This window comes from Pseudomonas sp. PGPPP1 (assembly GCF_002255865.1).
Lineage (GTDB): Bacteria > Pseudomonadota > Gammaproteobacteria > Pseudomonadales > Pseudomonadaceae > Aquipseudomonas > Aquipseudomonas cremoris.
In genome coordinates this window covers 1-9,793 of sequence record NZ_NKIG01000059.1, presented here as the reverse complement: position 1 = coordinate 9,793, position 9,793 = coordinate 1, and the positions used below count along the sequence as shown (strand labels likewise).

At 59.6% G+C, this 9,793-nt stretch carries 9 protein-coding genes and 1 pseudogene; 3 read left to right on the top strand and 7 right to left on the bottom strand.

The window, feature by feature from the left end; translation table 11 throughout:
• A pseudogene (locus CFE47_RS30625) lies at nucleotides 1-121 on the bottom strand (RNA pyrophosphohydrolase); the annotation flags it as partial.
• 101 nt (nucleotides 122-222) lie between these two features.
• Between CFE47_RS30625 and CFE47_RS30620 the strand changes: the two are divergent.
• A complete protein-coding gene (locus CFE47_RS30620; RefSeq protein ID WP_286842869.1) occupies nucleotides 223-879 on the top strand; it encodes a histidinol-phosphatase in 657 nt (218 codons plus the stop codon).
• Between the two features lie 101 nt (nucleotides 880-980).
• Here CFE47_RS30620 and CFE47_RS30615 read toward each other — a convergent pair whose 3' ends face one another.
• A complete protein-coding gene (locus CFE47_RS30615) occupies nucleotides 981-1,394 on the bottom strand; it encodes a DUF2269 family protein (protein WP_286842868.1) in 414 nt (137 codons plus the stop codon).
• 40 nt (nucleotides 1,395-1,434) lie between these two features.
• Nucleotides 1,435-2,949: a threonine ammonia-lyase, biosynthetic gene (gene ilvA / locus CFE47_RS30610; RefSeq protein ID WP_185709749.1), complete on the bottom strand. Its 1,515-nt coding sequence runs from the start codon at nucleotides 2,947-2,949 to the stop codon at nucleotides 1,435-1,437.
• Between the two features lie 138 nt (nucleotides 2,950-3,087).
• On the opposite strand from ilvA, the gene rpiA reads away from it, so the two are divergent.
• Entirely contained in the window at nucleotides 3,088-3,759 is a 672-nt protein-coding gene (gene rpiA, locus CFE47_RS30605; RefSeq protein ID WP_053127902.1) for a ribose-5-phosphate isomerase RpiA, read from the top strand.
• A 117-nt stretch (nucleotides 3,760-3,876) separates the two neighbouring features.
• Here rpiA and CFE47_RS30600 read toward each other — a convergent pair whose 3' ends face one another.
• The 4 genes from CFE47_RS30600 to CFE47_RS30585 form a co-directional block, all read right to left on the bottom strand.
• Nucleotides 3,877-4,791 carry an SdiA-regulated domain-containing protein gene (locus tag CFE47_RS30600; RefSeq protein ID WP_286842865.1) on the bottom strand — a complete coding sequence of 305 codons (915 nt, stop codon included), beginning with the start codon at nucleotides 4,789-4,791 and terminating at the stop codon, nucleotides 3,877-3,879.
• Nucleotides 4,792-4,912: 121 nt separating this feature from the next.
• A complete protein-coding gene (locus CFE47_RS30595; protein WP_286842863.1) occupies nucleotides 4,913-5,839 on the bottom strand; it encodes an SdiA-regulated domain-containing protein in 927 nt (308 codons plus the stop codon).
• 251 nt (nucleotides 5,840-6,090) lie between these two features.
• On the bottom strand, nucleotides 6,091-6,756 hold the full coding sequence (locus CFE47_RS30590) for a fumarylacetoacetate hydrolase family protein (protein ID WP_185709753.1): 666 nt from the start codon (nucleotides 6,754-6,756) through the stop codon (nucleotides 6,091-6,093).
• A gap of 22 nt (nucleotides 6,757-6,778) precedes the next feature.
• Nucleotides 6,779-8,173: a D-2-hydroxyglutarate dehydrogenase gene (locus tag CFE47_RS30585; RefSeq protein ID WP_286842860.1), complete on the bottom strand. Its 1,395-nt coding sequence runs from the start codon at nucleotides 8,171-8,173 to the stop codon at nucleotides 6,779-6,781.
• Between the two features lie 205 nt (nucleotides 8,174-8,378).
• On the opposite strand from CFE47_RS30585, the gene serA reads away from it, so the two are divergent.
• The gene (serA, locus tag CFE47_RS30580) at nucleotides 8,379-9,608 is read left to right on the top strand and encodes a phosphoglycerate dehydrogenase (protein WP_017736698.1); all 1,230 of its coding nucleotides are present in this window, start codon (nucleotides 8,379-8,381) and stop codon (nucleotides 9,606-9,608) included.
• Nucleotides 9,609-9,793 lie beyond the last annotated feature (185 nt).

The following is a 9,793-nucleotide window of genomic DNA, read 5'->3' as shown; positions in this document are numbered from 1 at the left end:
GGCGAGCCCATAGCACCTGTCCGGCATCATTCGTAAGAATAATCCCGACATTAGGACGGAAACCATCGGGGTCGATCACGGCAACAACCTCGCAAACGCATGTCGCCGCATTGTTCCACAAAGGTTGATCAAGCGGCAACGAGGCTTCTTACCTTATGTGCACTCTTGTGAAAAGACCGTATTCTGGACGCCTTTTTACAGACTTTTCAGCGAGTAACTGCAATGCGCCTGGCTTTATTCGACTTGGACAACACCCTCCTCGGCGGTGACAGCGATCACGCTTGGGGCGATTACCTCTGTGAACGCGGGATTCTCGACCCAGTGGCCTACAAGGCCCGCAACGACGAGTTTTACCAGGATTACCTGGCCGGCAAACTCGATAACGCCGCCTACCTGAACTTTTCCCTGGAAATCCTCGGCCGCACCGAGATGGCCCAGTTGGAGGAGTGGCACCGTGACTTCATGCGCGACTGCATCGACCCGCTGATGCTGCCGCTGGCCGAGGAACTGCTGGCCAAACACCGCGCCGCCGGCGACAAGCTGGTGATCATCACCGCCACCAACCGTTTCGTTACCGCGCCGATTGCCGCGCGCCTGGGCGTTGATACCCTGATCGCCACTGAGTGCGAGATGGAAAATGGCCGCTATACCGGGCGCAGCACTGACGTGCCGTGCTTCCGTGAAGGCAAGGTGACGCGCTTGAACCGGTGGTTGGAAGAGACGGGGTATAGCCTGGAAGACAGCTACTTCTATAGCGACTCGATGAATGACTTGCCGTTGTTGGAGCAGGTGACGCATGCGGTGGCGGTGGATCCGGACCCGAATTTGCGGGCTGAGGCTGAGAAGCGCGGATGGCCGGTGATTACGTTGCGCAGCTGATGGCGCCATCGCAGGCAAGCCAGCTCCCACATTTGGTTGTGTTTACACGTCCAAGTGTGGGAGCTGGCTTGCCTGCGATAAAGGCGACTCGGTCTAACGCCCTAAACCGGCTTGGCTCCCATAAGCCCCGCAATCGCGACAAACCCCACCAAACTGACCACCGCCAGCACCAGGGTGAAATTCAAGCTACCGCCCTCGCCCCTGCGTAGGCGATTAAGCCGCGCCACCAGCCAGAACCACGCCAGCGCCGCCACGGTATAGAGGATGCTGGAGCCCAGGATCCAGGTCTGCCCCAATGGCCAGCCAATCAGGTGCACCAGCCACCAGCCGGTAAACGGCATGCTGACTACGCAAACCCCCATCAACAACCATACGAACGCCCAAGGACGCTGCACCGTCACCGCCGGACCGGCGCTGCGCCTGCGCCAGGCCAGTATTGCCAGGCCCAGGCCGCTGAGCAGCAGCAAGACAGTGGCCGCGATGTGGATAACTTTCAGGGTGGTCAGGGTTTCCATGTGTCGTCTTCCTTAAAGGCCGCCCCATCAGCGTAGTCGTTCAACCGAGGAACAGCTTGTAGGCCGGGTTATCGCTTTCATCCCAGTACGGGTAGCCGATGGCTTCCAGCGCAGCCGGCACCAGGTGGCGCTCGTTTGCCGGCACTTGCAGGCCGGCAACCACGCGGCCATCCGCCGCGCCGTGGTTGCGGTAGTGGAACATCGAGATATTCCAGCGCCCGCCCAACTTGTGCAGGAAGTTGAACAACGCGCCCGGACGCTCCGGGAACTCGAAGCGAAACACCACTTCATTGCTGACGTGCGCCGCATGCCCGCCAACCATGTGGCGGATGTGCAGCTTGGCCAGTTCGTTCTCGGTCAGGTCCAGCACCGGGAAACCCTGGCCGGTAAGGCTGGCGATCAGCGCGCTGCGCGGGTCGTTTTCCGGGTGGGTCTGCACGCCGACAAAAATGTGCGCCTCGCTGCCGGAGTGGAAGCGGTAGTTGAATTCGGTGATCTGGCGCTTGCCCACGGCCTCGCAGAACGCCTTGAAGCTGCCCGGTTTCTCGGGGATGGTCACGGCGATGATGGCCTCGCGCCCCTCACCCAACTCGGCGCGCTCGGCCACGTGGCGCAGGCGGTCGAAGTTGACGTTGGCGCCGGAGTCGATGGCCACCAGGGTTTGCCCGGTCACGCCACGGGTCTCCACGTATTTCTTGATACCCGCCACGCCCAGCGCGCCCGCAGGTTCGGTGATGGAGCGGGTGTCGTCGTAGATGTCCTTGATCGCCGCACAGATTTCATCGGTGCTCACGGTGATCACTTCATCGACATAGTCTTTGCAGATATCAAAGGTGTGCTGGCCGATCTGCGCCACCGCCACGCCATCGGCAAAGATGCCGACGGTTGGCAATACCACGCGCTCACCCGCCGCCATCGCAGCTTGCAGGCAGTTGGAGTCGTCCGGCTCGACGCCGATGATCTTGATTTCCGGGCGCAGGTATTTCACGTATGCCGCAATACCGGCGATCAGCCCGCCGCCGCCCACCGGTACGAAAATCGCATCCAACGGCCCTGGATGCTGGCGCAAAATTTCCATCGCCACGGTGCCCTGCCCGGCAATGGTGTGCGGATCATCGTAGGGGTGAATGTAGACGTAGCCCTTTTCGTCGACCAGCTTGAGCGAGTAGGCCAGCGCTTCCGGGAAGGAATCACCATGCAGCACGACTTTGCCGCCACGGGAACGCACGCCTTCGACCTTGATCTCGGGGGTGGTCTTGGGCATCACGATGGTGGCTTTTACGCCCAACACCTTGGCCGCCAGGGCCAGGCCCTGCGCATGGTTGCCCGCCGAGGCCGTGACCACGCCGCGCGCACGCTCTTCGGCAGTCAGCTGGGTCAGCTTGTTGTAGGCGCCGCGAATCTTGAACGAGAACACCGGCTGCAAGTCTTCACGCTTGAGCCAGACCTTGTTGCCCAGCCGCTCGGAGAGCTGGCGGGCGGTCTGCAGCGGGGTTTCTACGGCAACGTCGTAGACGCGCGAGGTGAGGATCTTTTTGACGTACTGTTCAAGCATCGGCGGGCATCTACTTTCACGGTTTGGCAGGGCCAAGGAGTCTAACCCGGCTTTTGGCCGGGCGACCACACGAATCCAGAGGTTTTGTTGGGTTATACTCGCCGCCCTCGATAACTCCCCGCCCGCTCCGGAGCCCGCATGACCCAGGATCAACTCAAACAGGCAGTGGCCCAAGCCGCCGTCGATTTAATCCTTCCAAAACTCGACGACAAGAGCATCGTCGGTGTCGGCACCGGCTCCACCGCCAACTGCTTCATCGATGCGCTGGCCCAGCACAAGGGCGCATTCGACGGCGCCGTGGCCAGCTCCGAAGCCACCGCCGCGCGCCTTAAAGGCCATGGCATTCCGGTGTACGAGCTCAACACCGTGAGCGACCTGGAGTTCTACGTGGACGGCGCCGATGAAAGCGACGAGCACCTGAACCTGATCAAAGGCGGCGGCGCAGCCCTGACCCGCGAGAAGATCGTCGCCGCCGTGGCCAAGACCTTCATCTGCATTGCCGACGCCAGCAAGCTGGTGCCGGTACTCGGCGCGTTCCCGCTGCCGGTGGAAGTCATCCCGATGGCCCGCAGCCACGTGGCCCGCGAGCTGGTGAAACTGGGCGGCGACCCGGTTTACCGTGAAGGTGTGTTGACCGACAACGGCAACATCATCCTGGATGTGTTCAACATGCAGATCACCAACCCGGTGGAGCTTGAGACTCAGATCAATGCCATCGTGGGCGTGGTGACTAACGGTTTGTTTGCGGCGCGTCCGGCTGACGTGTTGCTGCTGGGCACTTCTGAAGGCGTCAAAACCCTCAAGGCCTGATGCAAAACCAAATGTGTGAGCGGGCTTGCTCGCGAATGCGGTGGTTCAGCTGGAAATGCTTTGACTGACACACCGCTTTCGCGAGCAAGCCCGCCCCCACATTGGTCCTGCATTCCTTCAAGGACTTGGTTTCTTGAACACGTAGAACAGGTTCGGTTCGCTGGTCAGGTACAAGTTACCGTCATCGTCCATCGCGATCCCTTCCGCCTGAGGCACCCGCTTCTTCAGGCCATGACGCCCGCTGAGCAGCGACAAACTGCTCAACGGCCGCCCATCGATATCCAGCTCCAACACCAGAAACGACTCATCCGACAGCGCCAGTAAATGGCCGCTGCGCTCATCGTATTGCAGGCTCGACAGGTCACGCACAAACAACCCGGCGTCGCGCTTGGGGTTGTTGATCACGTGCACCGAATAGGTTTTTTCCGGCTTGAAATGGGGAAACCCGTGGACCTCGTAGATCAGCATCGGGTCGCGCTCCTTGGCCACGAACAGGCGCTTGCCCACCGAATCGTAAGCCAGGCCCTCAAAGCCTTTGTTGCCGCCGACATGCAGGCCCAGGGTCATCTGCTCCGCATCGGCGGCGTCGAGGAACTGGGTGTCGTCGTCCACATGCACCTTGATCAGCCGCTGCTGGCGCTCATCACTGATCACATAGATGTTGTCGCTGATGAACTCGACGGCCTCCGCATCGCCAAACCCCACCAACGGAATACGTCGCAAGATATCGCCCTCCAGGGACATTTCGATCAGCTCGGGGTTTTTGTTGGTGACGGTAAACAGGCTTTTGCGCACAGGGTCGTAGGTAAGAGCCGAGACGTCGTCGTTCAACCCATCGATCACCTTGGCTTCCAGGGCCACACGGTATTCGCCCAGGCCAATGGAACGCTCATCGGTCGGTTGGCGCCAAGCTTGTAAGTTGAACCAGGCGCGTTCGAACAGGCGAAAGTGCTGCGCAACAGCCCCGGCACTGATCAGAGCGATCAGCGCAAGCGTAAACAGAACGGGTTTGGGGCGGGAAAATCGACGCATCGGACGGGCTCAAGAGCAAAAAGTGGCGAAGGAATATCACGCCCGTCTGAATTTAAACTTAAACGCGCCCGGATGTCTGGCGAATGCCGTTCTTAGAGAACTATCCGACGTAACCGGTGCGTTATTTCTGCTTTTCGAAGCGATAGAACAGGTTCGGCTCACTGACCATGTACAGCGTGCCGTTTTCGTCCATGGTCACGCCTTCGGCGCGGGGAATCGTGTTCTTGAGGCCATTGAAACCACCCAGCAAGGTCATGAAGCTGACTTGCTCGCCCTTTTCATCCAACTCCAGCAGCAGGTGGGAGTCGGCAGAAAGCACCAGCAAGTGACCGGTACGCGGGTCGATCGCCAGGGCCGAGAGGTTACGCATGTCCAGCTCGGTGCTGGTCAGCTTTTGCTTGTCGCCAACGAGTGTCTGGCTGCCATCGCTTTTCCAGGTGAACAACGCCGGTGGGCGCTCTTCGCCCAGGATGATCTGCTGGTTGCGCTTGTCCCAGGTAACGCCTTCAAAGGCTTTGTTCTGGTTCTTGGATGGCCCCAGGTCGTAACTGGGGAAATCAGCCTTGTTCAGTTGGGCAGTGCTGGCGTCGACCTTGATGATGGTCATGAGATGCTGGCGTTCGTCGACCACGGCCATCAGGCCGTTTTCCATGACCGTCACGCCTTCTGGGTTGTCCCAACCATTCAGCGGCATCTTGCGCAGCACGTCGCCTTGCAGGTTCAACTCGACCAGGAACGGGTTTTTGCCCATCACGGAAAACAGGGTTTTGGTCTGGGGGTTGTAGGAGACGTCGGAGGCTTCATCCTTCTCCATCCCCGGCAACACCTTGGCGTCGATGACCGCGTGGTAGTCGGGAAGCCATACACTTTCCTGACGCTCGGCGGGGGTTTCGAAGCGCTCGGCGACCCACAGCAAGCCGCGATCATCCCAATGCATGGCCCACGAAACGCCATAGGCAATCACGCCGACCAGCAACAGCCAGGAATACCAGCGCAGGGCAAAGCGGGAACGCGGCTTGGGGGTGACGGTAGGCAGAGTGACGGCCATTGGGTGCTTTTTTCCGGGAAGTCAGCGTTAGGTGATAGCACAGGATCAAGAGGCCCGCGCGCAATGAGGCTGGGAATTATCCGGATGGTGTGTGAAAAAAATGCAAAGGACTGGATCTTTTGGACACTCATAAACCAATGTGGGAGCGGGCTTGCTCGCGGAGGCGGTGGTTCAGTTGAAAAATCTTCGACTGACACACCGCCTTCGCGAGCAAGCCCGCTCCCACATTTTTGATCGCGTTTCGTCAGTGCTTAGCGGACAACGCTCTCAAAGCTGTTCACACCCGCCAACTCCAACACCAACTCATCCCCCACATTCAGCGGGCCAACGCCAGCCGGCGTGCCGGTAAGGATCACATCACCGGCCTGCAGCGAGAAGCAGCCGGCCATGTGTTGGATCATCGGGATGATCGGGTTGAGCATCTGCGAGCTGTTGCCATCCTGGCGCACTTCGCCATTGATGGTCAGGCGGATGCCAATGTCGGTCAAATCCGGGAAGGTGCTGCCCACGACGAACGGTGCAATCACCGCCGCGCCGTCGAAGGACTTGGCGATTTCCCACGGCAGGCCTTTGGCTTTCAGCTCGGCCTGCTTGTCGCGCAGGGTCAGGTCCAGGGCCGGAGCGAAGCCGGAGATGGCGTCCAGCACTTCTTCACGGCTCGGCTTGGTCGACAGCGGCTTGCCGATCAACACCGCGATTTCCGCTTCGTAGTGCACCGAGCCGCGCTCGGTCGGGATGGCGAAACCACCTTCCAACGCTACTACGCAACTGCCCGGCTTGATGAACAGCAACGGTTCAGTCGGCACCGGGTTGTCCAGTTCCTTGGCATGTTCGGCGTAGTTACGCCCGATACACACCACTTTCCCGACCGGAAAGTGGATGTTGGTGCCGTCGACATACTTGTGCTGGTAGCTCATGGAACGACTCCTTCAGGGGCGATTAAACAGCGAAGATCTTGCCAGGGTTCATGATCCCGTTCGGGTCGAACACCGCTTTGACTGCCTTCATGTATTCGATTTCAACCGGCGAGCGGCTGTAGGTCAGGTAGTCGCGCTTGGTCATGCCCACGCCGTGTTCGGCGGAGATCGAACCGTTGTACTTCTCGACGGTTTCAAACACCCACTTGTTCACGGTGGCGCACTTGGCGAAGAACTCGTCCTTGCTCAGGTTTTCCGGCTTGAGGATGTTCAAGTGCAGGTTGCCGTCGCCGATGTGGCCGAACCAGACGATTTCGAAGTCCGGGTAGTGCTCGCCGACGATCGCGTCAATTTCTTTCAAGAACGCTGGCACTTTGGAGACAGTGACCGAAATGTCGTTCTTGTACGGCGTCCAGTGGGAAATGGTCTCGGAGATGTACTCGCGCAGTTTCCACAGGTTGTGCAGTTGGGTTTCGCTCTGGCTCATCACGCCGTCCAGCACCCAGCCCTGCTCCACGCAATGCTCGAAGGTTTCCAGGGCATGGTTGGCGACTTCTTCGGTGGTGGCTTCAAATTCCAGCAGGGCGTAGAACGGGCATTCGGTTTCGAACGGCGCCGGCACGTCGCCACGGCCGAGGACCTTGGCCAGGGCCTTGTCGGAGAAGAACTCAAAGGCGGTCAGGTCCAGCTTGCTCTGGAACGCGTGCAATACCGGCATGATCGAGTCGAAATCGGTGGTGCCGAGCACCATGGCGGTGAGGTTTTTCGGCGCACGGTCCAGGCGCATGGTGGCTTCGACCACAAAGCCCAGGGTGCCTTCAGCGCCGATGAATAGCTGACGCATGTCGTAGCCGGTGGCGTTCTTGATCAGGTCGCGGTTCAATTCCAGCACGTCGCCCTTGCCGGTGACGACTTTCATGCCGGCCACCCAGTTACGGGTCATGCCGTAGCGAATCACCTTGATCCCGCCGGCATTGGTGCCGATATTGCCGCCAATCTGGCTGGAACCGGACGAAGCGAAATCCACCGGGTAGTACAGGCCCTTTTCTTCGGCGACGTTCTGCAATTGCTTGGTGACCACGCCCGGCTGGCACACGGCGGTGCGGTCGGTGAGGTTCACGCCGAGGATCTGGTTCATATAGTCGAACGACACGACCACTTCGCCATTGGCGGCCACAGCGGCGGCCGACAGGCCGGTACGCCCACCCGATGGCACCAGCGCCACCTTGTGTTCATTGGCCCAACGCACAATCGCCTGGACCTGCTCGATGGTCTTGGGGAAGACGATGGCGGTCGGCGCGGGTGCGAAGTGCTTGGTCCAATCCTTGCCGTAAGCCTCCAGGGAGTCTGCATCGGTCAGCACTTTGCCAGGCTCAACCAGGGTCTTTAGCTCATCAATCAGGGCAGGATGGGTCATCGACAGAACTCTCGAACAATTCATGGTCATCCTGAGAACGCTTCACGTCGCAGGAATAGGTGTTTAGCGGGGCGCGTATGCTAGCATACCGCCCCCGCAGGACAGAGCCCAAGGGCGTTTCTGCGGTGACGGCTTTCCTGCCGTCCGGGTCAGCTTAAGCGATCCGACTCCCTGCCATTTTTCTCCGGGATACAGGTTTACGCAGATGAGCAAGACTTCTCTCGATAAGAGCAAGATCAAGTTCCTTCTTCTGGAAGGCGTCCACCCATCGGCTGTCGACGTTCTGAAAGCCGCCGGGTACACCAGCATTGAGTACATCACCAGTTCTCTGCCGGAAGCCCAACTCAAGGAAAAGATCGCCGACGCGCACTTTATCGGCATTCGCTCCCGCACTCAGCTGACCGAAGAGATCTTCGACCACGCCAAGAAACTCGTGGCGGTCGGCTGTTTCTGCATCGGCACCAACCAGGTCGACCTCAACGCAGCGCGCGAGCGCGGCATCGCGGTGTTCAACGCACCGTACTCCAACACCCGTTCCGTTGCAGAGCTGGTGCTGGCCGAGGCCATCCTGCTGTTGCGCGGCATTCCTGAGAAGAACGCTTCCTGCCACCGTGGCGGCTGGATCAAGAGCGCAGCCAACTCCTTCGAAATCCGCGGCAAGAAGCTGGGTATCGTCGGTTACGGCTCGATCGGTACTCAGCTGTCGGTACTGGCTGAAGGCCTGGGCATGCAGGTGTTCTTCTACGACACCCTGACCAAGCTGCCATTGGGCAACGCCACCCAAGTCGCCAGCCTGACTGAGCTGCTGGGCATGTCCGACATCGTGACCCTGCACGTTCCGGAAACCGCTGAGACCCAGTGGATGATCGGCGAGAAGGAAATCCGCGCCATCAAGAAAGGCGGCATCCTGATCAACGCTGCACGTGGCACCGTGGTCGAGTTGGACGCCCTGGCCGACGCGATCAAGGACAAGCACCTGATCGGCGCCGCCATCGACGTGTTCCCGGTAGAGCCTCGCTCTAACGACGACATCTTCGAAAGCCCGCTGCGTGGCCTGGACAACGTGATCCTGACCCCGCACATCGGCGGCTCCACCGCTGAAGCCCAAGCCAACATCGGCTTGGAAGTGTCGGAAAAGCTGGTCAAGTACAGCGACAACGGTACCTCGGTATCGTCCGTGAACTTCCCGGAAGTGGCCCTGCCGGCTCACCCTGGCAAGCACCGTCTGCTGCACATCCACCAGAACATCCCTGGCGTGATGATGGAGATCAACAAGGTCTTCGCGGAAAACGGCATCAACATCTCCGGTCAGTTCCTGCAGACCAACGAGAAGGTCGGCTACGTGGTCATCGACGTCGACGCCGAGTACTCCGACCTGGCGCAAGAGAAGCTGCAGCACATCAAAGGCACTATCCGTAGCCGCGTGTTGTTCTAAGGTTTCAACCGCACCACAAAAAAAGGGAGCCCCTCGGGGCTCCCTTTTTTCATCTGAATGTCTCGTCCTGAATAAGGTTTACACCTTCTGACCCAATCTCAGGAGGGCGTAATGAATGCAGGAAAAAGGCGCAGTCAGCGTGATTACTCGCTGACCTTTAAATTGTCCGTCGTCGACCAGGTCGA